A 24,157-nucleotide genomic window follows, 5' to 3' on the forward strand; every position below is an offset into this window, starting at 1 on the left:
GAGTCGGTCAGATTGGTAGAATACATTGGTGGTTCTTTGTTTCTACCAACTTACTGGCTCCTTACTGTATTGGCAACACCATTTTTAGACAGTCTCTAAACAAAATAAATTCTTATGTAAATCTAAACGATTGAAGGAAGCGTATTTTAGTTTATTTTTGTACGCTTCAATAAATTTTGTGTTATCGATATGTATTCTAACTTACATTTATAGTCAAGATGTGTTACTAATTAGTAATACTGTCTGATATATAGCTAGTTACCGTTTTAGGTTCCAGTTGCTTAGGCGGTGATTGGTGACCAATTCCTACTCCTCTTTTTTAATGCGATTGATCCGCTACTCAAGTAGCACAGATTTGATGCCCGACAACGGTGCATCGACCAACACAATTGATTTGTAGGCACAATATATGCTGTGCTAACAAATCTGTAGAGGGAGTCTAAACCGGATCGCGCTCCTGTACACGTATTTTTTGGCTTGGATGTTCTGCAAAATGGGACTGAAGGGGCGAAGCCATGAAAAATCAAGTAAATCGGTGGCCTAATCATAGGCATTTCCTGGCGTTCATGAAGCGGGTTGCGGACATGAAATCGAACTGTTACGTTTTTCGCTCGACCAGATCGTCTACTTCAAATCGAGTCTGTACACGGCGCGACTCAGGGCGACCCCGGCAGATTGCCAACCTGGTCATCGCGCTGCTTGCGGTCATTCAGTTTTCGGCTTGTACTACGGTAAAACCAACCCAGTTTGAGTACTTCCGAAGCAGAAGCCAATCCTACCCAAAATTGATAGAAACGGCCGTGCCACGGGTTTCCAGAATTCAAAAGGGGGACATTCTTGGGGTGATTGTCAGTACGCTCAACAAAGAGTCTAACGAGATTCTAAATTTTGCTAACGTTAACCAACTGCCGGTTTCTACGTTTTCGGGCGGAAGCGCGGGGAGCGGTAACCAACCCCTGGGCTACCGCGTTGACTCGGCGGGGTATATTTCGATGCCTATCATTGGCCGCCAGAAGCTGGAAGGGCTAACCCTGGAACTGGCCGAAGCTAAACTCCGGACCGACCTTGAAAAAACGATCGTTCATCCGTCGGTGAATGTCCGGTTTATGAACCATAAATACTCCGTGCTGGGGGAGGTGAGACAGGTAGGCAGCTTCAACCTGCTGGATGACGAAACCACTATTCTTGACGTTCTGGCAGCCTGTGGCGATCTGACGGAGTACGCGAAACGCGACAGCATTACCGTAATCAGGAATCGGAATGGCGTGCGCGAAATTGGTAAACTGAACATGCGCAGCCTGGACGTATTTAAGTCGCCCTACTTCTATATCCAGCACGGCGACGTCGTGTACGTCGAGCCCACCAAAGATAAAGTCATTCCACCCCAGCCGTTGAGCTCTGGTCTCCAGAAGGTTACGATTTATTTAGGTCTGGTAACATCAATTGCCTCCCTTATTTTCTTAGGGTCACGACTGTAGAAAGTCGCTGAGTAGCATGAACACCAACAACGACATTTTTTTAGCGGAAGATCAGGATACCGATTTCGACATCCTGAAGTATTTATTCAGTTACCTGCGCTACTGGTACTGGTTTGTGCTGACCATCGCCGTCAGCCTTGTGGGAGCTCATTTTTACCTCGAACGAGTCACGCCAATCTATAAAGTATTCGCCACCCTGCTGATCAAGGATGAGCAATCGCCCAGAAAGGCAAATGATATTGTCGAAGACTTTACGGCCACGGCCAACAAACGGATCGAGAACGAGATTGTGCTGCTGACCTCCATGCCATTGCTGGGAAAAGTCGTCGACGAACTGAACCTGACCGTTTCGTACTGGACCGAGTCGCCCAGCCGCGATATCGAGTTATACGACGACTCGCCGATAACGCTTATCGCCAGGGAGGTTACCGGTTACGCCTACGGAAATCCGATGTTTGTTGTCGGGAAGGGCGGCACTACGTATCAGCTCCTGGACGCTGAAGAAAATAGCATCGGCGTTTTCGAATATGGGGCACCGGTCGCGTCAAAATATGGCAACTTCCGGATAATCCGGAAAGACCCTAAAAAACGGGTGGTTAATACCCGCACGAAAGTAACTTTTGCCAGCCGCGAGGCCATGATCGATATGCTAATTGGCAGTATCGCCATCAGTCGGCTTAACGAATACAGTTCGTTTCTGTCAGTGAGTATCGAAACGGCGCTGATCGACAAAGGCAAGGCCATCTTATCTAAACTGCTGGACGAGTATGCGTTTGCTTCGCTGGAGGATAAAAACCGCGAAGCTACCAATACGCTAAGGTTTATTGAAGAACGGCTGAGGCTGGTTACGTCGGAACTGGGAACCGTTGAACAGAACGTCGAAAAGTACCGCCGGGCTAAAGGCATCACCGATTTAAGCTCCGAAACGACCTTGTTTCTGAAAGAAGAAGAGCAGAATAACGCCAAGCTCAACGAAGTTGATATTCAGCTCAACGTACTGGAAAGTATCGAACGCTACGTGAACGGAGCTAAACTCACCAATGTCGCGCCCGCAACCCTGATGGTGAACGATCCGGTCCTGAATGCCTACGTAACGCAGTTGCTGGATCTGGAAATTGAACGGAGTAAACTGGCGCAGAGCGTTCATCCGGGCAATCCCTATCTGGAGACGGTTCGGTCGCAGATGAATAACGTAAAGCAGGCTATCAAAGAAAACCTGACCAATCAGCGTAACAACCTCCTGGTTACAAAAAACAGCTTATTGGCGACCAAAAAGCGGCTGGAAGCGTCGATTCTGTCGGTGCCCACCAAGGAGCGGGAACTGGTCGAAATAAAACGACAGGCCGGGATTAAAGAAAATCTGTACCTGATGCTGTTGCAGAAGCGCGAGGAAACCGCCTTATCCTACGCGTCGACGGTGACGGATAGCCGGGTCGTGAATACGCCCTACCCCTCGGGTGGTCAGATACGACCCAACCGGCAGAATGTGTTTCTGGCTGCGGGCCTGATCGGACTGCTGCTGCCCATCTTCCTGATTACAATCAGGAACCTGGTCACTACGACTGTGCAGTCGAAGAAAGAAATCGAACGCAAGAGCGGGCTGAAAGTTTTTGGCGAGGTGGGCATCAACCCCAAGCAGTCCGGTACGATTATCGACGTTCGGAACAAAAGCTTTGTGAGCGAGCAGATCCGGACCATTCGGTCCAACCTGCAATACCTGTTAAGCGATTATCACCACACGGGCGGTCGCACGATCCTGATTACGTCCTCGACGGCGAACGAAGGAAAGAGCTTTCTGACGCTGAACATTGCCATATCGCTGGCGGCTCTCAACAAGCAAGTGCTTATTCTGGGGGTAGATTTACGAAAGCCGAAAATCAATCAGTACCTGAACGTCAGCAACCATATCGGCATATCGGACTACCTGATTGGCAGCGTCAATGCGCAGGATATTGTCCAGTCTACGTCGATTGACAACGTCTTTGTTGCGCCCAGTGGTCCCATTCCGGCCAATCCGTCGGAGTTGCTGTCTTCGATCCGCACCCGGAATCTTATCGACGAATACAGGCTCAGTTACGATTTTATTCTGCTCGATACGCCCCCGTTCAGCCTCGTTGCCGATGCCTCGATTCTGGCTCCCTACAGTGACATCTGTTTCTATCTGGTCCGGCACGAAAAGACGCCTAAAGTGTACCTGAACCACATTGCTGACCTGAACAATCAAAAGATATTCAAGTCGGTAAACATCATTTTCAACGCCGTCAATTACAAGACTTCACCTGATTACGGCTACGGCTATGAGTACGGCCCGGACGGATACTACGGGACCGGTTCGGTTAAGAACAAATTTCTCGGTCGACTTTTCGGCGGTCGGCATAGCTGATGCTACGTCCCCCAATCCGGGACTGGCGAATTCTCACGCGCTCAGCATTGCCTCCGATCAGCGCACTAGCTACCAATCGGGGGTAGCGAACAAACTAGGGATGGCTTCCATGAATCTGCCTTTATCTACTGAATTGGTACGTAGCGCTTTGTACAGCGACTACGTCGATTATGAACCGGCAGTCGATAAACTTCCGGATTTTTTACTCAACTACGCACCGGCTACGACCTGGGAAGTGGTTGATCTGGATACAATACTGAACAATGACTGGGCTTTATCCGGGAAACATATTTTTCTCCAGACTACCGTAACGCAACTTGGAGACCCCAATCTCGTGTTCGAGCGGGTACGCAACCGATTGGCTGAACATCAATATTTTGCGTTTAGCCTGGTTACGGCGGAGAACGTAAAGTCCAGCCTGAACAGCCGGTTCAATGCGTCGTTTTTTACCCTGTATTACCCGCTTTATTTTCTGTTAAAGCGGGTACTGCCCAAGCTGAAGAGGTTGCGCAGGCTATTTAAGCGGCTAAATATTGTCCCCGACGTGTCGAAAGCGGAAATTCTGGGACGGCTTATTTTTAAGGGCCTGAAGGTGATCGACATCTGCGAGAAAACCCATGAGACAACGCTTATCGTAAAACACAACCTGAGTCATGATCCCAGTCAGGAGAGTGCTGTTCCCAGCGAAGGATTCATGTTGAAAATGAAGCGCCTGGGCCAGTACGCCAAACCCATTTACGTGTATAAACTGCGCACGATGCATCCGTACGCGGAATACGTACAGGCCTATCTGCACGAAACCAACGGGCTTGACCGGGGCGGCAAGTTTAAAGACGATTTCAGGGTAATCACGGGCGGGAGGGTGATCCGTAAATACTGGCTCGACGAGATTCCCATGCTGTATAATCTGCTGCGGGGCGACGTGAAACTGATCGGCATACGGCCCCTTACCGACCATTACTTTAGTCTGTACCCGGCCTCCGCACAGGCGATTCGGATCAAGCACAAACCGGGGCTGCTGCCGCCCTTTTACGCCGACCTTCCCGAGACGTTCGACGAGATTGTGCAGTCTGAGTTAACGTATCTGGCGGCTTACGAAGCGGCTCCACTAGCCACGGACTTTCGCTACCTGATGCGAATTCTGACTAATATCCTGTTCAGGAAAGCCCGTAGTAAGTAAGCCGATGCTGGCCAGGAAATTTCAGGATCAGGGCGTGTCGGCCATTCAGATGGTTGACTTGAAAGGTCAGTACCTGAACATAAAAGCGGCTGTCGATGGGGCTATTCAGGCCTGTATCGACTCAGCTGCTTTCGTAAAAGGGCCACAGGTAGGCCAGTTTGAGAGCCAGTTGGCGGCTTTTTTGTCAATCGAACATGTGGTTTCCTGCGGCAATGGCACCGACGCCCTGCAATTGGCCATGATGGCGCTCAACCTGAAGCCAGGGGACGAAGTCATTATTCCGGCGTTTACCTATATTGCCGTGGCGGAGGTGATTGCGCTACTGGGTCTGACGCCGGTTATGGTGGATGTCGACCCGCAAACGTTTACCATTATTCCGGAGCAGATCGAGCGAGCCATTACGCCCAACACAAAACTGGTCGTGCCGGTGCATTTGTTTGGTCAGTGTGCTGATATGGCACGTATTCTGTCTATCTGCCAACGCCATCACGTTCGGGTTATTGAAGACGCAGCGCAGGCGATTGGCGCAGCGGTTCGTTTTGACGATGAGACGGTGGTTGCCGCCGGGGCAATGGGCGCGATGGGCATCACTTCGTTTTTTCCGTCCAAAAATCTGGGCTGCTTCGGCGACGGGGGCGCCGTTCTGACCCAGTGTGAGGACCTGGAACGTCAGGTGAGATTACTTGCCAATCACGGCCAGTCGCGGAAGTATCAGCACGAAGTTGTCGGGATGAACTCGCGACTCGATACGTTACAGGCGGCTATTCTGATCGCGAAGCTTCCGCACCTGCCTGCGTATACGCAGGCCCGGCAACTGGCAGCCGCGCTGTATGACGAACGATTAAAGGAGATCGATGCCATCGAGATTCCATATCGGACTACCTATTCGACGCACGTTTTCCATCAGTACACAGTAAAAGTACCGGCTGGCCAACGCGACCGCTTGAAAGAACACCTCCACCAGAGAGGCATTCCGAGCATGGTGTATTATCCCATCCCGGTTCCCGCGCAGAAGGCGTATCAAAACCAGGGTAGGGTAGTTGGTGATCTGGCCGTGACCCGTGAGTTATGCCAGCGGGTGCTTTCGCTGCCCATGCATACCGAACTGTCGGAAAACCAGATTGACTACATCACCGAGACGATTGCCGATTATTTTCAGTAGCATGGCCGAACCCGTTTCCATCCACCCAACGGCCGTCGTTGACGAAGGCAGTCAACTTGGCGAAGGAACCCGGGTCTGGCACTTTTCGCATATTATGCCCGGCTGCGTGATTGGCACTGACTGCAACATCGGTCAGAACGTGGTCATATCGCCCGGTGTGGTGCTGGGGAGTAATGTTAAAGTGCAGAATAACGTATCGATTTATACCGGGGTTACCTGCGACGACGACGTATTTCTGGGCCCGTCGATGGTCTTTACCAACGTCGTCAACCCCCGGTCTGCCATTAACCGAAAAGATCAGTACCAGAAAACCCACGTTGGGAAAGGGGCCACGATCGGCGCGAATGCCACCATCATCTGCGGAAACGACATCGGTGAATACGCCTTTATCGGCGCGGGATCGGTCGTCACCAAACCGGTACCGCCGTACGCCCTGATCGTTGGCAATCCGGGTCGTCAGCAGGGATGGATGAGCCAGTTCGGGCACCGGCTGACATTCGATTCCCAGGGTCGGGCCGTTTGTCCGGAAAGCGGCCAGCACTACCAGTTGGCTGAGAACAACGTGACACCACTTTTCTGAGCCGGCTTAGACCTGGGCAGGATGCTACGTCGGCAACAGATGAACTGAACTTTACGTACTCACGTATGAAACGATTTGCGTTAATAGGGGTGGCTGGCTACGTAGCTCCGCGACACCTGAGGGCGATTCGGGATACGGGCAATACGCTCGTAGCCGCTTTCGATAAATCTGATTCGGTCGGCATCATGGACAGCTATTTTCCGGAAGCCGATTTTTTTATTGAATACGAGCGGTTTGATCGCTGCATCGATAAGCTCCGGCGGCAGAAACAAGGCGTCGATTACGTCAGCATCTGTAGTCCCAATTACCTGCACGACGCTCATATTCGGTTTGGTCTGCGCAATCAGGCCGATGTGATCTGCGAAAAACCGCTGGTGCTGAATCCCTGGAATATTGATGGGCTGCGCGAAATTGAACAGGAGACCGGTAAAACGGTCAACAATATTCTGCAGCTCCGGCTACATCCGAGTCTGGTCGCGCTGAAAGAACGGATCGGCAAATGCCCCACCAAAGTGTATGACATTGATCTAGTGTACATTACGTCGCGGGGGCGCTGGTATAATACGAGCTGGAAAGGCGATACGGCTAAATCGGGTGGTATCGCCACGAACATTGGAGTTCATTTTTTCGACGTACTGATCTGGTTATTTGGCAACGTACGGCAAAACCTGGTGCATGTGCATGAGACCAACCGGGCCGCGGGGTATCTGGAACTGGAAAACGCCCGCGTTCGGTGGTTTCTGAGTACGGATTACGCTACGCTTCCCGAAGTTGTCAGGCTGAAAAACAAGCAGACGTACCGATCGCTACGTATCGAAGGGGAGGAGATTGAGTTCAGCGACGGATTTACGGACCTACACACGCAGAGTTACGAGCGCATTCTGACTGGACAAGGCTTCGGATTAGCCGAGGCTTACCCGTCGATTGAGGTTGTTCACCAGATCCGGAATGCCCGGCTCAGTCCCCTGACCGGCGATTACCACCCGATGGTGCAGGGCAACGAACCGGTAAATTCTCTCCGAAGCGAATAATACGGTGTCCGACGAACAGGCTACGTATACGCACTCGATTACGCCACAGAACAACCTGTTCGACCTGCGGCTGGGCGAAATCTGGCAGTATCGCGATTTGCTCATCCTGCTCGTCCGCCGTGACTTTGTGGCCAAGTACAAGCAGACGATCCTGGGCCCCGTCTGGTTTTTTATCCAGCCCCTTTTCCAGACGGTCGTTCTGGCGGTTGTGTTTAGTGGGATGGCGCGTCTGTCTACCGACGGCACCCCGCCCATCCTGTTCTATCTGTCCGGCGTAACGGCCTGGAATTATTTTGCGAACTGCCTCCGTGCTACGTCGACTACATTCACGGCGAATGCGGCCCTGTTCGGCAAAGTGTACTTTCCAAGAGCCGTGATGCCCTTATCGGTTGTGGTTAGCAATCTGATACAGTTCGGGATCGGTCTTTTTCTCTTTTTGGCCATCTATGCGTACTACAGCCTTAGCGGACAGGCTTTACAGCCGAATACAACGCTGCTGCTGGTACCCGTGCTGGTGATCATCATGGGATTTATGGGGCTGGGATTGGGGATGCTGGTCTCGGCCATGACGACCCGCTACCGGGATTTGTACTACCTGGTTGAGTTTGGCGTACAGCTCCTGATGTATGCCACGCCCGTCATTCTACCCCTGTCGGCGGTACCGGCAAAATACAAGTTGGTTATGCTGCTCAATCCAATGACCGGTGTTATTGAGGCTTTTCGGTATAGCTTTCTGGGAACGGGAGCCTTTTCCAGTTTGCTGGTATTGTATTCGGCGGGGTTCGCGCTGGTCGTGTTTCTGCTTGGTTTGGCGGTCTTCAACCGAACCGAAAAAAACTTTATGGACACGGTGTAATGGTAGCTCAGCTCGTGGGGTTCATGGGGTGCAGCCTTTGTTTCATAAGTATCGGATCTATTGTTAAAAAAATTGCGGCCTGGAACACGTCATGTTTCCATGATTTTTTGCTTGGATTAGCGGTATCCAACGCCTTTTTTACGCTCGTATCGATTGCGTATCCCATCACCAATACCGTTACGTTCGCGTTTATCGCACTCGTTTCGGGCGTAGGGCTGCTTAATGCAGACTATGTACGCCAATACTACCGCACCCTAAGCAGGCAGTTGGTGACGCGCGTACGAACGAATCCGGTGCTGGCGTTCCTGTTGTTTGTATTCATCGGAATTACTTTTTTTCAATCCTTATACAGCCCTTCGCTTCATTATGACGCTGGGTTGTATCATATCCCGGTTATAAAATGGACCGCCGAGCATAAAACAGTACCCGGTCTGGTTCATCTGAATAATTTTCTGGGTTATAATTTTAATAGTTTCTCGCTAAATGCGGCTTTTTACAATTTGTTTTCACAGCCTATCTACCCGATAAATTTTACAATCATTACGTATTACTCGCTGTATATTTTTGAAAAGGTTAGCTGGTCAATCAAGTTGGCTAATTACGTACTGGCAAGTAGTTACGTCTTTATCCTGTATTATTTAATCCAGAATTTCTGGCCCCATGTCTCCACGCCATCAACCGATACGTTGGTGTTTGTACTGATGGTTATTGTTCTAGGCTCTATCGTTGATATAAACAGAAACAGCGATACAATCTTTTCCATCATTGTTTTGTCGGTTTACGCAATTACACTAAAGCTATCGACCGCGCCTGTTCTGCTTGTCGTTTTTTATTTGCTCGGGATGACCTATTTCTGGAGCCGTAAAAAACAAGCGCTGACTACACTACTCATCTGCGGCTTTATCGTCTTTCCCTGGCTGGCGAAAAATGTCATGCTTACCGGCTGGCTATTGTTCCCGTTTCCGGCCATCGATTTGTTTTCGCCCGACTGGAAATTGCCAAAGCCCGACGTTACTCAGCTTCAACAAGCCATTCGTGCCTATTACGTTCCCCATGGCGATTCGGGACATTCTGGGTTACAGGGCTGGTTAGACAATCAGAGCGGGGTCGATCTGATCATGATCGCGAGTAGTGTACTGGCTCTACTCGTAGTTGCGATACGCCTGTTCAGTAACAGGCGCTCATTACCTCGCTATTACGTAGTGGCGTTGGGCGTATCCATCGCAGGCATTGCATTCATGGGCATAAATGCGCCGAGTCTTCGATACGGAGCCGCTTTCTTTGCCGCACTCCTTCTTGTATCCGTTCAGTCACTGAACGCCAAAGACACGATCAGTAAGTATGGGTTTTATGCATTTGGCCTGGTGATTACCTGCCTCTTTTTGAAAGATAACTGGTTTCATCCTTGGCATTTTACGAAACAGATCGGCCACCGATTCCTGCTGCCATATCCGCTGGAAATACCCCGGCAGAACCAGTTTGCTTATTTTCTCGTCGACAACAAAATCAAGTGCTACTATCCAATTGAGTCCGATCAGTGTTTCGATCACCCGTTGCCCTGCGCCAGCAAACGGATCGACGGGCTGCACCTTAGAGGGGAGGGGCTTGAGCAGGGTTTTTACCGAGACGCCCGGTGACGCCCGCTGGTACCACCCATGAGGCCCGTTGTTAAAATAGAAAATCTTTCCAAGCAGTACCGCTTAGGCACGGTGGGGACGGGAACGATCCGCGACGATGCACAACGGTGGCTGCACCGTTTTTTAGGGAAAGAAGACCCCCTGCTAAAAATTGGCGAGCCTAATGATCCGGCTACCAAAGGCACAGGTCAATACGTCTGGGCGCTTAAAGACATCAATTTCGACGTAATGCCCGGCGAGGTGCTGGGCATAATCGGCAGAAACGGAGCCGGTAAGTCGACACTGCTTAAAATTCTTTCGAAAGTGACCGGACCCACTACGGGCCGAATCGACTTTAATGGCCGTATTGGTAGCCTGCTCGAAGTTGGTACGGGCTTTCATCCGGAGTTGACCGGGCGGGAAAATATATTCCTGAACGGGGCCATACTGGGCATGAGAAAACGGGAAATCAAGGCTAAACTCGATGAAATAATCGACTTTTCGGGTTGCGAGCGCTACATCGATACGCCCGTTAAACGCTATTCCAGCGGCATGACCGTCCGGCTGGGATTTGCCGTAGCTGCCCACCTGGAACCCGAAATTCTGGTCGTCGATGAAGTGCTGGCCGTTGGGGATGCGGAGTTTCAGAAAAAAGCCATCGGCAAGATGAAAGCCGTGAGCCAGCACGAGGGAAGAACCGTGCTGTTTGTGAGCCATAATATGGCAGCTGTGAAAAATTTATGCACGCGAGGCATTGTACTCAATAAGGGGCGTTTCGCCTTTGAAGGAACAACCGCCAGCGCCATAGCGCATTATTTCGCTGATCCGAATTCGAGCGGCTCGCAAATTATTGAGAAGATTGCCACCCTGCACCCGGGCCTGTCCATTTCGGAAATCCGGGTCAATGGCTCGCCCGCCGATTACATCAGTATCTCGGGGAAAAGCGCTACGCTCGACGTTACGATCAAAGGTAATTTAGCCCAACCGCTGCCCCTTTGTTTTGAAGCGGTTTTCGTCGATGAGCATGACGTTCCTTTTGCGATTTATAACCCCGATTTCTCGCTCGGAACCCTGAAAACCAGCCCTGCCGGAGCGTTTGAGGTCCGTAAAACCATACAGCTTCCGGCCCGAATGAACAAAGGACGGTTTTACGTCAACTTTCTGTTCGTGGAGCCGCTGAAGGCTGTTTTTATGGCCATACCGCGCGGTCTAGTGGTCGATTGCGAAGGGTATGTGAATGAAGGCGGATACGTTTATTCTTTCCCGGACGGGGGATTGATCAATCTGAGTTAAAGGATAATGGGACGTATCACAGCAACCCTGAAAAAGCTTATTTATGCCGGCATTCCAGCGGGGTATAAAGAGTTTATCCGGCAGGAAATGCTCAATGAGCATTCGTATTACAAGTACTTACGTACGGGTTTTTCGCAGGAAGGCGAAGACCAAATACTTGCCCAATATTTTTACGGACTCGATACAGGGTTTTATCTGGATATTGGCGCGTATCATCCGATTAACTATTCAAATACCTATAAATTTTATCTGCAAGGCTGGCGGGGAATTAACCTGGACGCCATGCCAGGTAGTATGGCCGCGTTTAATGAAGTACGGCCGCGCGATATAAATGTAGAAACAGGTTTGGCCGAACGGGAGAGCACAGCAACGTACCACATATTTAGTCAGACCGGTATCAATACGTTCTCCGAGGAGTTTGCCGCCGAAATGGTCGCGAAAGGCTATACGCTTGTTCAAAAGAAAGTGGTAAAAATGCGGACCCTACAGTCTGTTCTGGCGGAGTTCCTGCCAGCCAACCAATCGATAGACTTCCTGTCTCTAGATGTCGAAGGCTTCGAGCTGGACGTACTTCGGTCGAATGACTGGTCTCTGTATCGACCCCGCTTAATCGTTGTCGAATCGCTGCAATTGAAGAACAAAGCCGCGTTAGACACGTATTTAGGTCAGGTTAATTACGAGCGTGTCGCTAATACCGTCAACAACTTATACTACGCGGATAAGGGGTAAACGCCCTGTACGGATACGTAATGGAAATCAGCGTATTGTTTATCATTTTTAATAAGCCAGACGAAACGCAACGAGTCTTTAACGCAATCCGTAGCCAGAAACCGGCGCGTATGTTTATTGCCGCCGACGGACCACGACCCGGTAAAGAAGGCGAAGCGGAACGATGCCAGCTGGTCCGGAAATGGGTACTGGACCACGTAGACTGGCCATGCGAACTGAAAACCTTATTCCGGGACGAAAACAGGGGCTGCGGGCGGGGGCCGTCGGAAGCGATAAGCTGGTTTTTTGAACACGTAGACGAAGGCATTATTCTGGAAGATGATTGCCTGCCCAACGCCACCTTTTTTCGATTCTGCGCCGACTTGCTCGAAACGTATCGGGATAATCGGCAGGTGTCCATGATCTCCGGGAATAACTTTCAGCTGGTGCAGCCCATGCCCATTGAGGCAGCTTATTACTTCTCGGTTTTCCCGAGTTCGAATGGGTGGGCAACCTGGAAACGGAGCTGGGAAGGCTTCGACTATACGCTTTCCAACTGGCCTCGAATCGACAAGAAGAAACTAAATAAATATCTGTTTGCCGAGAAGCCGTATTCGCGGTGGTGGCTGAACCACTTCGACTGGCTGTACCGCAACAAACCCGATGACATGTGGGATTTCCAGTTTCACTATCTCTGCATGACCCGGAACCAGCTGGCCGTAATTCCGAAAGCTAACCTGGTGTCCAACATTGGGTATGGCCCGTGCGCTACGCACTCACAGAACCCGGACAGCTATTTTGCCAACGTACCAACCCATGAACTGGCGAGTCCTTTTACGCATCCAGACCGGATTGAGAGGCACTACGAAGCCGATCTGTTTATCCAGCGTATGCTGTTCGGACAGGCCGATGTCGATAGTCAGTTCAAGAAGTTTAAACGCGTGGTCAAGAAAGTGATCCGATATAACCCGATGTGATACCGCTTTCGATCATTACGATAAACCTGAACAACGCGGTAGGCCTCAAAAAAACGGGGCAAAGCGTTATCAGCCAAACGTTCCGGGATTTTGAGTACATCATCATCGACGGTGGGTCGACCGATGCCAGCCGAAAGGTTATCGAACAGTTTTCGAGTCACGTTACGTACTCGGTATCGGAACGGGATCGGGGCATCTACCACGCCATGAATAAGGGCATCCGGCAGGCAACGGGTGAGTACTGCCTGTTTTTGAACTCGGGCGACTGGCTTGCTACGCCGACGGTGCTGGAAGAGGTATTCGCCAGCCGTCCGCAGGCGGATATTGTGGCTGGTGACGTTTATTTCTACGACAATCAGAAGCAGGAAATCCGGTGGCACGTGACCTCGCCCGCAAATATTACGGCCCGAACCCTGTTTCGGGGGACGCTGCCGCATCAGGCTACCTTCATCCGACGACGTTTGTTTGGGTCGGTCGGGCTGTATAACGAGCAGCTGAAAATTGCTTCGGACTGGCTGTTTTTCGTGGAAGCGCTGTTGGAACACCATTGCTCGTACGTGCACTTCCCCGGCGTGATCGCTTATTTTAACATGGATGGCATCAGTTGTGACCCGGCCACAAACAACCTGCCCCGGCAGGAACAGCGACTGATTCTGCAACAGCGCTACCCCCTGTTTCTGGCTGATTTCGAGCGGTTGGAAGCCCTCGAAACCGAACGAAGCCAATGGCTGTCCAGTCGGGAGAGCGCCGTCTACCGCTTTCTGGAACGTAACCAGGTTATCAAAGCAGGGGTATTTGTAAGGCGGCTGAAACGCTTTGTGCTTAGAATGATACGGCGTCGGCAGTGAAAGGATTTATAAAAAAGATTGCTCAGTATTTCGGGCATGACATTGTGCATTTACCCGCTGACCCGACCGTTCGGGAGTGGCTGGATCTGATGCGGTCAGCCAATATTGACGTGATCTTCGATGTGGGCGCGAACACGGGCCAATTCGGTAAACTGGTTCGGAAACTGGGATTTGCTGCGCCCATCGTGTCGTTTGAGCCCCTGTCGGAGGCTTACGAGCAGCTTCAACGCACGGCACTGGCTTACCCGTCCTGGCAAACGGTCCATACCGCCATCGGCGATTACAACGGAATGGCCGAGATCAACGTGTCCCGAAACTCGTATAGCAGCTCGTTGCTGAACATTCTTCCGCTGCACGTGGAGAGTGAAGCCAACGCGGTTTATGTCGGTACGGAAACCGTTCGCGTGCAGACGGTTGATTCAATTGTTGACCAGTATTGCCGTCCCCATCAGAACCTGTACGTAAAGATCGATACACAGGGGTTTGAACGTCAGGTGATCAAAGGCTGCGTTCAGTCGCTCGATCGGATCAAAGGGTTTCAACTGGAACTGTCGCTTCAGCCGCTCTACGAACAGGAAACGCTGATGCCCGAAATGATCTACGTCTTGAAGCAAGAGGGATATGCACTGAAACTTATTCAGGGTGGCCATCGCCATTACGAAACCGGCGAGTTACTACAGGTTGACGGTTATTTTTTTCGATGAATCCGGTCGTACTGTCCATCATCACCATCAATCTAAACAACAAAACCGGGTTGGAGACCACCATTCGAAGTGTCTTGAACCAATCCTTCAAAGCGTTTGAATTTCTGATTATCGACGGCGCATCGGAAGATGGCAGCGTTCAACTCATCGAAACGTATTCCAATCAGCTTACGTATTGGGTTTCCGAAAAAGATCAGGGCATCTACCACGCCATGAATAAGGGCATACGCCGGGCCAAAGGAACGTATTGCCTGTTTTTGAATTCGGGCGACTGGTTAATTGACGGTTCTGTGCTGGGAAAAGTGTTTTGCGTAAAGCAAACGGCCGATTTGCTGATCGGCCGCTGCCGGGTTTCGAAAGGCAACGAGCAGGTTTACGTCACTAAGTTACCCGAAACGCTCACTTTGAAGTCGTTTATTGGTAATACCTTGCCGCACCAGGCCACCTTTATCAAAACGGCGCTATTCACACAATTTGGGTGCTACGACGAGAAATACCGCATTCATTCGGATTATGCCTTCTGGATTCGCAGCGTGATCGTGGGGAATTGTTCGACAGCCGCGCTCGATGTCCTGGTTGCCGATTACAATCTCGATGGTATATCCAGCAGCATCGAGCAGCATCCGGATCGGCCCAGCGAAATACCGCTTATTCTGCGCGAGTATTTTCCGGAGCGTGTAGTTCAGGATTATCAGGATTGGGCGGTAGAAAAGCAGGAGCTGGTGTATTTTGACTGGCTGAAATCAAGAAAATACTTGTATGCAGTGCTGAAAGTCCTGTATAAGATTTCAAAAAATATTACGAAGGCGGTTGCCTACTTTAGGCCAGTAAACGATAAAACCTAGCAATTCGGCCGAATGCAGTTGATAAAACGTATAGCTCCTTTCCTTAAAAAGAAACTCGTATTCGCTAAACGATACGAACAAAAAACCTATACCGGCTGGCTGGCGAAAAACTACGATCATACCCCACAAATAAGTTTTGTCATACAGTCGCATAACAAGTCGGAAAACGTCATTTATCTGGTCAATAAATTAAGAACAATTCAGCGCAGCGAGATACTCGTCATCGACGATGGCTCGGAATTCGAGCATACCCTTCGGCTCACTAAATTTCTCAGTAATGCCAATGAATTTTTGCTGCGCTGCAATGACCTGTACGAAATAATAACTTACGGAAGGGCCTTGTATTTCGCCCGAGGGAAATACGTAGTGCTGCTGCAGGACGACGATGATTTTGAGACGACCGAGTGGGTAAATGGAGCCCTGAACTGCTTTGAGCAGGACGATCTGCTGGTTATTCTGGGCGGTCGGGATGGAGCGCGGCTGCGACCTGTGCCCTACGATAGCACCGGTACAAGAGGGCCTTTCATTCAGGAAAACAACAAGGTATACCGGGCCAACTCATTCAAAATAGAACTGAGTAAGGATAGCGAGTCGGCACCGGGTCTAACCTATATTCAGTACGTAGATCGGGCACCGATGTGGCTCCGGCGTGACGTATTCATCAACGTACTGCGTGATTTTGACCCCCAGTTTGCTCCTTTTCAGTGGGACGATGCCGAAGTTTGTCTCCGGGCCTGGACACTTGGCCTGCGCGTTGGGCACTACCCGGCCAAGTTTAAGATTGGCGGATTGGGAACCGGTGGGATGCGAATCTGGAATAACGAGTTGCACCATCGGCAGGACGAAGTGAATATCAAGCGAGTGTATGCTTTATACGAAGACAAACTCGACTACATTGATTCGCTGGTAGATAGCTGCAATCGATCACTGAGCCACCGTTGATGTTCACGACGCCCATTCTGCTTATGGTGTTCAACCGGCCATCGATAACGCAGCAGACGTTCAACCGAATTCGGCAGATAAAGCCCCAAAACCTGTTTGTGGCGGCCGATGGGCCAAGGCCCAACCATCCCCCCGATGCCGAACGATGCCGGGCGACCCGGGCGATCATCGAAACGCAGATTGACTGGGACTGCGAGCTTCGGACGTTGTTCAGAACCGAAAACCGGGGTTGCGGGCGGGGTCCGGCCGAAGCCATTACCTGGTTTTTTGCGCACGTGGACGCCGGTATTGTGCTGGAAGATGACTGCCTGCCCGAACTAAGCTTTTTTGGATTCTGCCAGCAATTGCTGGAGCGATATGCTGCCGACCCGCGCGTGTACATGATTACGGGTACCAACGCTATGAAATCCTGGTTTCCGTCCCGGCAGTCCTATTTTTTTTCGTACATGGGGCACAGCCTGGGCTGGGCTTCGTGGCGCAGGGCCTGGCAGGCGTTTGATTACGAACTGGGCGGTGCTGATACGCTGCCGGTACAAAACCAGATACGGACGACCCTGGCTAATGACCAGCACGCCGATCAGTACGTAGCTCAGTTTATAACGTATCAGAAAACGCAGCCGAGTGACGTGTGGGACTTTCAGTGGCTGTTTGCCCGCTGGACCAACGGTGGCTGCACAATTGTGCCGTCGGTCAATCTAATTTCCAACATCGGCTTTACGGCTGAGGCCACCCATTCGTTCAACGAAGATGATTTGCTGGCGAACCTGCCTGTTTTCCCGATTTCGTTCCCATTAACGCATGCAGCCGTAAAGATTGACCGCTTATTCGACTGGGTGGTTTTCGAGCGATTTGTGAACCCCGCCAAACGGCCGCTCTGGAAAAAACTGCTCTTAAAAAGCATCCGCCTGCTGGCTACGTAGCGCCCGACTATGCAAACCAATCCAAAAACTGTACTGAACTTATCCGCCATGGACTATAGCGGGGCCGGTGCATTTGCGGTTGAGTTTGATGCGCTCTTAAAAGAGAGTGGCCTGCGGTCGTATCTGCTCGTCAAAGAGTCGAAGAACAAGTCGAGTCAGGCGATTGTGTACAACAATGCTCCGTATGAGAACGTAGCAGGTAAGCTGAAGCGCAGCCTGAATAAAAAGCGGTTCTCCGACGCTCGGTTTGCCCACGACTATTATTTCTACAACCGGCACGAACAGTGTACAACCGTCTCGGCCCAAAAAATACTGGCGCAAATTCCGGCGAAACCGGATGTCATCATTACGTATTGGATCACGGATTTTATCAATACCCATACGCTGAGGGAATTGTTCGAACTGACTGGTGCTCAGATCTATTGCTTTCTGGTCGACAATGCTCCGTTGACGGGGGGCTGCCATTACCCCTGGGATTGCCAGGGGTTTAAACAGGCCTGCGCCGACTGTCCGGCTATTCTGGCTGAGGCCGACAAACAACTGGCGTCGGAGAACTTAGCGTATAAGCTGAACTACCTGCCCACGTCGTCCAAAGCGGTGGCGTTTTCGGACAGTGATTTTAACCGGGCCACGCAATCCGCTCTTTATCGGGACAAAGAAGTTTTAAAATGGATCGGCTTTGTCGACGAAACACGATTTGTGGAGGGAGACCGGCAGTCGGCAAGGGATTATTTTTCGCTGCCTGCCGATAAGCGGGTTATTTTTTTCGGCGCTTCGGCGGTACAGGAAAAACGAAAAGGAATGGCGCTGCTGATCCAGGCGATTTCTGTTTTACAACCGGATGCAGTCTGCTTACTGATCGCCGGTGACTGTTCACTGCCCCTGGATGGCTTTCCCATAAAGCAGGTGGGTTATCTGACTGAACCGGAACTTATCCGGGCGTATCAGGCCGCTGATGTGTTTGTCTGCCCGTCGCTGGAGGACTCTGGACCCATGATGGTCAATCAGGCGCTGATGTGCGGCACGCCGGTGGTGGCCTTTAACACAGGCGTCGCTCAGGATCTGGTAATAACGGGCGAAACCGGTTACAACGCGCGACTGGGCAATGTCGCTGACCTGGTGCGGGGTCTTAAATTCGTATTGAATCTCCCGGAAGAGCAGTACGAACGTATGGCCGCGAACTGCCGGAATTTCGCCGAAAAAACCTTTGGTAAAGCGGTTTTTCGCAATCAGTTAACAACGTTTATGCAAGCACTATGACGCCTGAGCTACAGCCTCTTTCCTGGGACACCCGTTTCTTTGGGTATACCGTCGGCCGGATCGATCTGTATCCTTACGACGAAACCAGACTGGCAACGGTTCTGGAACGGGCAAGCCAGCAAGGGGTTAAACTGCTGTATATGTTCACCGACAAGGACGGTATTCCGGGGCAGGCTATTGCCAGTTCGTATACGATCAGGCTGGTTGATACGAAGGTCATATACAGTTACCCGTTAGGTCGATCGGTAGTTCCAGCGCCAGTATGGCCTATCCGAAGGTTCTCAGTTGCTGATAACGTAGCGCAGTTGTATGAGCTGGCGTATCAAAGTGGCGAGTATTCCCGATTCAGGGTTGATCCAGCGATTGGCGAAGAGAAGTTCAGAGCGCTATATCGTCGCTGGGTTGATAACAGTTTATCGGGCCAGGCGGCCGACGATACGTTCGTATACGTAGTGGATGAGGTGATTAGCGGGTTCGTCACCGAAAGCAAACAACCGCCAATTGCGTCTATTGGACTGATCGCTACTGACGAAGCCCAACGGGGGCGGGGTATTGGCAGCGCCCTGCTCAACTACGTCAAACATGAGTTGCAGGCAACGTCGGCGATTCGGCTGGAGGTAGCCACTCAAAAAAGGAATACGATTGCCTGTCGGTTCTACGAACGAAACGGATTTGCCGTCAGCGACGAGACGAACGTGTACCATATCTGGCTATGACGACCTACGCCATTCCGTTCAATAAACCGTATCTGTCGGGTAACGAGACGCAGTACATCGTTGACGCGGTGAGGTCCGGCAAAATTTCGGGGAATGGGATCTTCACGCAGCGCTGCCACGAATTTTTCCAGACCCGATACGCTTTTCCCAAAGTTCTGCTGACGACCTCCTGCACAGATGCGCTGGAAATGGCGGCTATCCTGGCGGATATTCAGCCGGGCGACGAAGTAATCGTCCCTTCTTATACGTTCGTGTCGACCGCGCTTGCTTTCGTGCGTCAGGGCGCTACGATCGTCTTTGCCGATAGCAGTCCGGAAAATCCGAATCTGGACGTAACCCATCTCGAATCGCTGATAACGCCCCGCACCAAAGCCATCGTTCCGGTGCATTACGCGGGTGTCGCCTGCGACATGGACCCGTTAATGGACCTGGCGAATCGAAAAAACCTGCTGGTTATCGAAGATGCCGCGCAGGCCATTGATAGTTATTACAAGGGCCGACCGCTGGGCTCAATCGGGCATCTGGCGGCTTTTTCCTTCCATGAAACCAAAAATATTATCTCGGGGGAAGGCGGTATGCTGGTCGTCAATGACGAGCGGATGTTCAAACGGGCCGAGATCATCTGGGAAAAAGGCACCAACCGAAGTGAATTTTTCCGGGGCGAGGTCGATAAATACGGCTGGGTGGATACGGGCTCCTCGTTTTTACCCTCGGAGATTGTTTCGGCGTTTCTGTACGCGCAGCTCGAAACGCTGGATAAGATTCAGGAGCGACGCCTGGCGCTCTGGAACTATTACTACCAGGCGCTGGAGCCGCTAGCCGGTGAAGGGGCGTTTCGCCTGCCGGTTATTCCTGATTACGCCCGTAACAACGCCCACCTGTTCTATCTGGTTTGCCCGAATACCGCCGAGCGTTCTAGGCTGATTGAGTCGCTGAAACAGGAAAGCATCCTGGCCGTATTTCATTACCTGAGTCTGCACCGAAGCCGCTATTATCAGGACAAGCACGACGGGCGGGACTTACCATTCGCCGATCACTATGCTGATTGTCTTGTCCGGCTGCCGCTGTTTTACGAGCTGTCGTTCGCCGAAATCGACCGCATCGTAGACCTCATCAAGACCCTTTACCGTCGGAATCTCCATGCCGAAACTGTCGATCATTACGGTAAATTATAACAACGCCCAGGGGTTGGCGAAAACGATTGACAGCGTGGTCAATCAGCAAAGCGCTGATTTTGAGTACATCGTGATCGATGGGGGGTCAACCGATGGGAGCAGAGACGTAATCAAACGGTTCGCCGATAGGATCGACTACTGGATCAGTGAACCGGATAGCGGCATTTATCAGGCCATGAACAAAGGTATAGTACGCGCTAAAGGCGAATACTGCCAGTTTCTGAATTCGGGCGATTACCTCGTCGATCCTGGTGTTACCGGGCGTATGCTGGCAGATATACCCGCGACATGCAGCATTCTATACGGCAATAAACTAAGGCGGTACAACGGCGTGGATCGGGTCGAGAAAAGTTACGCGGGTCGGCCGATTACCTTGTTTGATCTGTACGTTTCTACGCTGTTTCACGCGCCAGCTTATATAAAAAGATCGCTTTTCGACCGCTACGGTCTCTACGACGAAACGCTGAAAATCGTGTCCGACTGGAAATTTTATCTCATCGCCGTTGGACTTCATAACGAGTGCGTCGTCTACAAAGACATCAATGTGGTGTGGTTCGATAGTCAGGGCATCAGCAGTACCCAAAAAGCGCTTGATAAACAGGAGCGGGAGCAGGTGCTGGCGGCTGTCCTGCCCGAAAGTATCGGGGCTGATTACCGCGAATTTGCCCAGGATCTGGTTATCGTCAGAACGCTGAAAAAACTGCCCGGCTTCTGGTTCTTTATCCTGAATCTGTACCGGCTCGTTGTCCGGTTCGATCGTTACGTAGCGCAACACCGTTAAACCGCGTTCGCCGACCATGAAAAAGTTCATCGCTGCGTTGCTTGATAAATTAGGGTTTATCCTGATTTCCAAGAAAAAATTGAGGACGTATCAAACGGCGCAACTGGAAGAAACCTACCCTGAATTACAGGATAAAACCGATTTTTTGCGGGCAAGAGCCAACAAAGGATTACGGGAGAAATTGATCCACGAACGGAAAACGAAATGGCTGGAAATAGGCTGCGGAGGTACGTTTGAAGAGAACTTTGTTTACGTCGATTTATTTCCCAAAAGCCTGGTCGATAAAAAAGGCACGTATTATCGGCTGGATATTGTCCACGCGACCGAGGAGGAGTTTGCTCAACTGGGTAAATTTGACTTAATACGTATGCAGCACGTATTTGAACATTTCTCGCCGGAAGATGGGCTAATTGCCCTGAAGAATTGTGCTAATCTGCTGAATCCTGACGGATACATTTTGATTTCTGTACCCGATTTGCGGAAATACATAGGTTTTTATTTAACCGACCAGATTCGGAATAATTATGATTGGGCGTTGAATCGAATAAAAAAAGACAGCCCGAACAGTTTTTATTTTTCCGTCTTTACGCATAGTGTGCAGCACGAACGGCACGAGTGGTGTTATGACGCTGAAGGATTAATCTACCAACTGGAACGAACGAAAAAATTCAAAGCCATTCGCGAGCTCGCACTGACCGATGAACTGGCGAATATTCCTTTCACCCACAATCGCCCAAACGAGGATGTCTGTGTAATTGCACAGCTTTCTTAACCGCTGAAAGGACGTGATTCAGGATTTTATTATTCTTGTTTTTCGGCTTTTAAAAAAGTTGAACTTACTTCACCGCATCGCAGTCAACGTTCCTGTCGTATTTACTAAACAGAAAATAAAACTACCGATACGTAACGGAGTCGGCTACCCAAATTTGTTTCTCGACGAAGATTTTTTGCTCACGTTGTTCCGTCTTTTTCTGCCAAAAAAGCGAGGACTTTTTGTTGACGTTGGCGTTAATATCGGGCAGACGTTACTTAAAGTAAAAGCTGTTGATCCGGGTAGGCCCTATATTGGTTTCGAGCCCAATGCGGTTTGCGCTGAGTACGTAACGGATTTGATCGCGTTAAATCACTATGCGAACTGTACGATTCACAACTACGCACTTTCCGATCAACGTGAGCAGGTTGAGTTAGCGCTGAACGAGGCAACGGATGCAGCCGCTTCGATTGTAGCGAACCTCAGACCCGGTTATTTCAGCGAACGCGTTGCGGTCGACTGTATTGCCTTCGATGAACTAGACCTGAAAATGGCTGTATCGGTCGTAAAAATAGACGTTGAGGGCGCAGAGCTGGACGTCCTAACCGGTATGCGAAACGCTATTGACAGCGCTCATCCCTTCATTATCTGCGAGGTATTGGACAGTTACGGCCCGGACGTGCTCGCGTTTACGCAGGACCGGGCCACCTGCCTGTGTAAGCTGCTGGAAACGCTCGACTACCGCATATTCCGGGTCCACCACGATCACACACATATCCGGAATGTTGAACGAGTTGACGAGATCCGGATACAGCTTTGGTCGAAAGACAGTTATTTCTCGAATGATTACGTGTTTTGCCACGCAGATGACGAGAAAGAACTGATAGAAATGCTGAGCCAGTTGACGTATGGCGAAGGTATTCGTTGATCCGCGTTGCAATATCGAGTACAGTGCTTTTTACCTGGAAGGACTTTATCGCCTTTTTGAGAAACGAAACGTTTCGTTTGACAGTCGTTATTTTCTGGATGCCAGCAATGCCGATAATTTAAATTTTGTTATAAAAGACGTTGAGAAACAACTGCGATTCAGCGTCGATTATAACGATAGCCCTTACATAAATCAGGAGTTGTATAGCTGGTGCACGCATTACGGGAAAGTGAATTTCAGAGCTTCCTTTTTGCCAGCGGGGATAGGTGAAAAAATCATCAATATGACACCGTCTTTTGGTATCCGTATCTGGAGTTTGTCTGAAACAATTTTGACGGCCTTCCGGAATTACGCGCAGGTTAAGCCCAAGCCAGTTGCCCTTAAACGCTTTTTGTCGGGTTACGTCAAACAGCTTCGGCACCTTCCGGTAAGCCGTTATCAGCCAACTCCGCCTTCGACTGATTACGTATTTTCGATCAATACGCTCTGGTTCAGCAATGAATGGATCGATACGGATAAAACCGTTAATTACATGCGCCTTAACTTTTATAAGGCGGTTTCGGCGCTTTCATCTATTCGTTCGGAAATTGGGTTTGTCTACAGCCAGAAGAAGAATGAGAATCCGGTTTTTCAGGAGTATATACTCGAAAAATGGATGCCTAAGAACGAGTACCTGCGAAAAACGCAGCAGTCGGTTGTTGTGTTCAATACACCCGCCTGGGATTTGTGTCATGGCTGGAAATTAGCGGAATACCTGGCGCTGGGTAAAGCCATTATATCGACTCCATTCCATAATGAACTGCCGGTTCCGCTGGAGCATGGAAAACACATTCATGTTGTGGATGGATCGGTTGAGCAGATTCAGGACGCTGTTCAGCGGCTGCTGACCGATACAACGTATCGGCAAAATCTTGAACAGCAAAGCAGGACGTATTACGATGCGTATGTGCAGCCCGCGGCCGTTGTGCGCTATCTGCTCAAAGACGTTACGGTATAACCGCTCAAACCGGGTTCGCTTCAACC

Annotated in this window: 23 protein-coding genes; all 23 read left to right on the plus strand. The window is 50.6% G+C overall.

Annotated elements, in window-relative coordinates; genetic code table 11:
* Nucleotides 1–515: 515 nt before the first annotated feature.
* Complete coding sequence (locus ACYVIY_RS27590; RefSeq protein WP_460979862.1) at nucleotides 516–1,478, plus strand: polysaccharide biosynthesis/export family protein; 963 nt, start codon at nucleotides 516–518, stop codon at nucleotides 1,476–1,478.
* Nucleotides 1,479–1,494: 16 nt separating this feature from the next.
* Nucleotides 1,495–3,861, plus strand: coding sequence for a GumC family protein (locus tag ACYVIY_RS27595; RefSeq protein ID WP_460979864.1), 2,367 nt, complete (start codon nucleotides 1,495–1,497; stop codon nucleotides 3,859–3,861).
* Nucleotides 3,776–5,041 (plus strand): sugar transferase, encoded by a 1,266-nt coding sequence (locus ACYVIY_RS27600; protein ID WP_460979866.1) that lies wholly within the window; start codon nucleotides 3,776–3,778, stop codon nucleotides 5,039–5,041. The genes ACYVIY_RS27595 and ACYVIY_RS27600 overlap by 86 nt, the downstream gene beginning before the upstream one ends.
* A 4-nt stretch (nucleotides 5,042–5,045) precedes the next feature.
* Nucleotides 5,046–6,203 carry a DegT/DnrJ/EryC1/StrS family aminotransferase gene (locus ACYVIY_RS27605; protein WP_460979867.1) on the plus strand — a complete coding sequence of 386 codons (1,158 nt, stop codon included), beginning with the start codon at nucleotides 5,046–5,048 and terminating at the stop codon, nucleotides 6,201–6,203.
* Nucleotide 6,204: 1 nt separating this feature from the next.
* Nucleotides 6,205–6,783: an acyltransferase gene (locus ACYVIY_RS27610; protein ID WP_460979869.1), complete on the plus strand. Its 579-nt coding sequence runs from the start codon at nucleotides 6,205–6,207 to the stop codon at nucleotides 6,781–6,783.
* 65 nt (nucleotides 6,784–6,848) lie between these two features.
* The gene (locus tag ACYVIY_RS27615) at nucleotides 6,849–7,814 is read left to right on the plus strand and encodes a Gfo/Idh/MocA family protein (RefSeq protein ID WP_460979871.1); all 966 of its coding nucleotides are present in this window, start codon (nucleotides 6,849–6,851) and stop codon (nucleotides 7,812–7,814) included.
* 4 nt (nucleotides 7,815–7,818) lie between these two features.
* Nucleotides 7,819–8,670, plus strand: coding sequence for an ABC transporter permease (locus ACYVIY_RS27620; RefSeq protein ID WP_460979872.1), 852 nt, complete (start codon nucleotides 7,819–7,821; stop codon nucleotides 8,668–8,670).
* 23 nt (nucleotides 8,671–8,693) lie between these two features.
* Complete coding sequence (locus ACYVIY_RS27625) at nucleotides 8,694–10,307, plus strand: LIC_10190 family membrane protein (protein WP_460979939.1); 1,614 nt, start codon at nucleotides 8,694–8,696, stop codon at nucleotides 10,305–10,307.
* 18 nt (nucleotides 10,308–10,325) lie between these two features.
* Entirely contained in the window at nucleotides 10,326–11,579 is a 1,254-nt protein-coding gene (locus ACYVIY_RS27630; protein ID WP_460979873.1) for an ABC transporter ATP-binding protein, read from the plus strand.
* A 6-nt stretch (nucleotides 11,580–11,585) separates the two neighbouring features.
* Nucleotides 11,586–12,308, plus strand: a complete 723-nt coding sequence (locus ACYVIY_RS27635) for an FkbM family methyltransferase (protein ID WP_460979874.1) — start codon at nucleotides 11,586–11,588, stop codon at nucleotides 12,306–12,308.
* Nucleotides 12,309–12,328: 20 nt separating this feature from the next.
* A complete protein-coding gene (locus ACYVIY_RS27640) occupies nucleotides 12,329–13,264 on the plus strand; it encodes a nucleotide-diphospho-sugar transferase (protein ID WP_460979875.1) in 936 nt (311 codons plus the stop codon).
* Nucleotides 13,261–14,112: a glycosyltransferase family 2 protein gene (locus tag ACYVIY_RS27645; RefSeq protein ID WP_460979876.1), complete on the plus strand. Its 852-nt coding sequence runs from the start codon at nucleotides 13,261–13,263 to the stop codon at nucleotides 14,110–14,112. The genes ACYVIY_RS27640 and ACYVIY_RS27645 overlap by 4 nt, the downstream gene beginning before the upstream one ends.
* A complete protein-coding gene (locus tag ACYVIY_RS27650) occupies nucleotides 14,109–14,816 on the plus strand; it encodes an FkbM family methyltransferase (RefSeq protein WP_460979877.1) in 708 nt (235 codons plus the stop codon). The genes ACYVIY_RS27645 and ACYVIY_RS27650 overlap by 4 nt, the downstream gene beginning before the upstream one ends.
* Nucleotides 14,813–15,661 (plus strand): glycosyltransferase family 2 protein, encoded by an 849-nt coding sequence (locus ACYVIY_RS27655; protein ID WP_460979878.1) that lies wholly within the window; start codon nucleotides 14,813–14,815, stop codon nucleotides 15,659–15,661. Before ACYVIY_RS27650 ends, ACYVIY_RS27655 begins: the two co-directional genes overlap by 4 nt.
* Nucleotides 15,662–15,673: 12 nt before the next feature.
* The gene (locus ACYVIY_RS27660) at nucleotides 15,674–16,603 is read left to right on the plus strand and encodes a glycosyltransferase (RefSeq protein WP_460979880.1); all 930 of its coding nucleotides are present in this window, start codon (nucleotides 15,674–15,676) and stop codon (nucleotides 16,601–16,603) included.
* A complete protein-coding gene (locus tag ACYVIY_RS27665) occupies nucleotides 16,603–17,523 on the plus strand; it encodes a glycosyltransferase family protein (protein WP_460979881.1) in 921 nt (306 codons plus the stop codon). The genes ACYVIY_RS27660 and ACYVIY_RS27665 overlap by 1 nt, the downstream gene beginning before the upstream one ends.
* 9 nt (nucleotides 17,524–17,532) lie before the next feature.
* A complete protein-coding gene (locus ACYVIY_RS27670) occupies nucleotides 17,533–18,783 on the plus strand; it encodes a glycosyltransferase (protein ID WP_460979882.1) in 1,251 nt (416 codons plus the stop codon).
* Entirely contained in the window at nucleotides 18,780–19,499 is a 720-nt protein-coding gene (locus tag ACYVIY_RS27675; protein ID WP_460979883.1) for a GNAT family N-acetyltransferase, read from the plus strand. Before ACYVIY_RS27670 ends, ACYVIY_RS27675 begins: the two co-directional genes overlap by 4 nt.
* Nucleotides 19,496–20,674 carry a dTDP-4-amino-4,6-dideoxygalactose transaminase gene (gene rffA / locus ACYVIY_RS27680; protein ID WP_460979885.1) on the plus strand — a complete coding sequence of 393 codons (1,179 nt, stop codon included), beginning with the start codon at nucleotides 19,496–19,498 and terminating at the stop codon, nucleotides 20,672–20,674. The genes ACYVIY_RS27675 and rffA overlap by 4 nt, the downstream gene beginning before the upstream one ends.
* Nucleotides 20,640–21,455 carry a glycosyltransferase family 2 protein gene (locus tag ACYVIY_RS27685; RefSeq protein ID WP_460979886.1) on the plus strand — a complete coding sequence of 272 codons (816 nt, stop codon included), beginning with the start codon at nucleotides 20,640–20,642 and terminating at the stop codon, nucleotides 21,453–21,455. The genes rffA and ACYVIY_RS27685 overlap by 35 nt, the downstream gene beginning before the upstream one ends.
* Nucleotides 21,456–21,471: 16 nt before the next feature.
* Nucleotides 21,472–22,227 carry a class I SAM-dependent methyltransferase gene (locus ACYVIY_RS27690; protein ID WP_460979887.1) on the plus strand — a complete coding sequence of 252 codons (756 nt, stop codon included), beginning with the start codon at nucleotides 21,472–21,474 and terminating at the stop codon, nucleotides 22,225–22,227.
* A gap of 175 nt (nucleotides 22,228–22,402) precedes the next feature.
* A complete protein-coding gene (locus tag ACYVIY_RS27695) occupies nucleotides 22,403–23,134 on the plus strand; it encodes an FkbM family methyltransferase (protein WP_460979888.1) in 732 nt (243 codons plus the stop codon).
* Entirely contained in the window at nucleotides 23,115–24,131 is a 1,017-nt protein-coding gene (locus ACYVIY_RS27700; protein WP_460979889.1) for a glycosyltransferase, read from the plus strand. Before ACYVIY_RS27695 ends, ACYVIY_RS27700 begins: the two co-directional genes overlap by 20 nt.
* Nucleotides 24,132–24,157 lie beyond the last annotated feature (26 nt).

The organism is Spirosoma knui (assembly GCF_054780635.1).

Coding starts and splice junctions, on each gene's coding strand:
- ACYVIY_RS27590 (WP_460979862.1), top strand. CDS start 516: ATGAAAAATCAAGTAAATCGGTGGCCTAATCATAGGCATTTCCTGGCG.
- ACYVIY_RS27595 (WP_460979864.1), top strand. CDS start 1,495: ATGAACACCAACAACGACATTTTTTTAGCGGAAGATCAGGATACCGAT.
- ACYVIY_RS27600 (WP_460979866.1), top strand. CDS start 3,776: ATGAGTACGGCCCGGACGGATACTACGGGACCGGTTCGGTTAAGAACA.
- ACYVIY_RS27605 (WP_460979867.1), top strand. CDS start 5,046: ATGCTGGCCAGGAAATTTCAGGATCAGGGCGTGTCGGCCATTCAGATG.
- ACYVIY_RS27610 (WP_460979869.1), top strand. CDS start 6,205: ATGGCCGAACCCGTTTCCATCCACCCAACGGCCGTCGTTGACGAAGGC.
- ACYVIY_RS27615 (WP_460979871.1), top strand. CDS start 6,849: ATGAAACGATTTGCGTTAATAGGGGTGGCTGGCTACGTAGCTCCGCGA.
- ACYVIY_RS27625 (WP_460979939.1), top strand. CDS start 8,694: ATGGGGTGCAGCCTTTGTTTCATAAGTATCGGATCTATTGTTAAAAAA.
- ACYVIY_RS27630 (WP_460979873.1), top strand. CDS start 10,326: ATGAGGCCCGTTGTTAAAATAGAAAATCTTTCCAAGCAGTACCGCTTA.
- ACYVIY_RS27635 (WP_460979874.1), top strand. CDS start 11,586: ATGGGACGTATCACAGCAACCCTGAAAAAGCTTATTTATGCCGGCATT.
- ACYVIY_RS27640 (WP_460979875.1), top strand. CDS start 12,329: ATGGAAATCAGCGTATTGTTTATCATTTTTAATAAGCCAGACGAAACG.
- ACYVIY_RS27655 (WP_460979878.1), top strand. CDS start 14,813: ATGAATCCGGTCGTACTGTCCATCATCACCATCAATCTAAACAACAAA.
- ACYVIY_RS27660 (WP_460979880.1), top strand. CDS start 15,674: ATGCAGTTGATAAAACGTATAGCTCCTTTCCTTAAAAAGAAACTCGTA.
- ACYVIY_RS27665 (WP_460979881.1), top strand. CDS start 16,603: ATGTTCACGACGCCCATTCTGCTTATGGTGTTCAACCGGCCATCGATA.
- ACYVIY_RS27670 (WP_460979882.1), top strand. CDS start 17,533: ATGCAAACCAATCCAAAAACTGTACTGAACTTATCCGCCATGGACTAT.
- ACYVIY_RS27675 (WP_460979883.1), top strand. CDS start 18,780: ATGACGCCTGAGCTACAGCCTCTTTCCTGGGACACCCGTTTCTTTGGG.
- rffA (WP_460979885.1), top strand. CDS start 19,496: ATGACGACCTACGCCATTCCGTTCAATAAACCGTATCTGTCGGGTAAC.
- ACYVIY_RS27685 (WP_460979886.1), top strand. CDS start 20,640: ATGCCGAAACTGTCGATCATTACGGTAAATTATAACAACGCCCAGGGG.
- ACYVIY_RS27690 (WP_460979887.1), top strand. CDS start 21,472: ATGAAAAAGTTCATCGCTGCGTTGCTTGATAAATTAGGGTTTATCCTG.
- ACYVIY_RS27700 (WP_460979889.1), top strand. CDS start 23,115: ATGGCGAAGGTATTCGTTGATCCGCGTTGCAATATCGAGTACAGTGCT.